Annotated in this window: 2 protein-coding genes; both read right to left on the bottom strand. The window is 45.9% G+C overall.

All coding sequences use genetic code 11. The features are described from left to right. Positions 1 to 1070, bottom strand: a 1070-nt coding sequence (locus A3754_RS22485; protein WP_197468785.1) for a dynamin family protein, incomplete at its 3' end; no start/stop codon positions are given. Position 1071: 1 nt separating this feature from the next. Then, the coding region (locus tag A3754_RS22480) for a hypothetical protein (RefSeq protein ID WP_231880746.1) at positions 1072 to 1555 on the bottom strand (484 nt) is incomplete at its 5' end.

Here is a 1555-nt window from a genome sequence, read left to right as displayed (position 1 = left end):
TCATCCAGGGTTGACTCAGGGCGAAGATCTGCCTTATTCAACACCACATAAAGAGGGGTATTGTTTTCGGCCAAATCCCAAAGATGCTCTAAGTCATCACGTGGAATTGTGCCGCTGGAATCGAGACCGATCATCCATATCAAAGATTGAGCCTGATTCAAATACTCATCAGATGCAGATCTATCGCCACCAGTTGAACCACCACGCTCACCGGGGTTATAGCCTGGCAGGTCAATAAAGGCCAAATTACGGCATGACTCCATGGGAACTTCAAGTGAAATAAAAGGCAACAAATCTCGAAGATTAAAACCAAACTCTTCAACAAATTTGTGTGATAAACGGGAATAAATATGCTGGGGTATTTCAAAGCACCCACCCCCGGATGGGTAACCGCTAACTACTGGCTTGTCCGCATGAAAAACGTAGGTGGGAATGGCTGTCACAGGCTCAATCCCAATAGGGAGACTGACATCATCACTCAAGAAAAGGCTGGTTATAAATGAAGACTTTCCGCTACTAAAACCACCCGCCACAGCTACCACAGTTCGCTCTGAGAACGAGCTAAGCGACTCCGAGAGTCGAAACTCATCATCCGCCGATCTTATTCTCATCATCTGCTCTGCCTCATTCGTCACTACTGCAACCCGATTAATAAGCGGCAAGAGCTGATGATCAACCAAGCGGCGAAATTCCAAATAGCGATCAGACAAAGACGTCATAGGAGAAGTGGCAGAGCAAACCAGATTGTAGCGACTCTGTAACTCAGCCATGGATCCCGCCATAACTTTAAGCTCGCCTTCAATATCCTTGCACCTCTGAGAGGCTTTCTCGTACTCTCTCTTGAACGTGGCACCAGACGACAAAGCCGACCTTAGTTCCTTACTCTTTTCTTCACCATACTTAATCGACCTTTCAATACTTTCCTTTTGGTCAGAAACAATGCGAACAGACTCTTCATAATGAGAAAACAACTCATTATAGTTAGCGCGAAGCTGCCTAATTGATCGGCTAAAAAAGGAAAGAAAATTCTCAACACCATCAACGCCTAAATATTGATCCTTCAATGACATCTTAAATGCCTTCTATATCAGCTTTCATCCGAGACATTTTCTCCAGTGTCAGCTCTTTATTTTCAATCATAGTCTTCAACTTTTCTGTCTCACCTAGCAAGTCAGCAAGAAGTTCCTTGCCAACATTTCTGCTTTTCATGGTCGCGATTGAGCGACGCACTGTATCAATAAAACTCCCCCCCGCCCTTTCCAGATCGGAGGCATAGCTATGGGCCGCTTCGACAAACTCCCCAACGCCCCAACCCTTTATTTCTCTCGACTTTGCCAGATCAGCTGGCAAATCAGGAACGCTCACACTAGGGAAATCGAGTATTCTTTCCACGGTAGCTCTGCAGACACCTTTCAATCTTGTAATGTCTACATTCTCATCCCCAATCACCTCCCTTAACTGGCGAGAAAGACCGCTTACCAACGCAGATCGGCGACTCAGTATATTCTTCTCGGCGCACTCCCTTAACCCTTGCGTCATTAGTCTTGAAAACCCC

It is taken from the genome of Alcanivorax sp. HI0083, from assembly GCF_001635175.1.
Note: the sequence above shows the minus strand (reverse complement) of the source record. Positions and strands in the feature narration are given on the sequence as shown.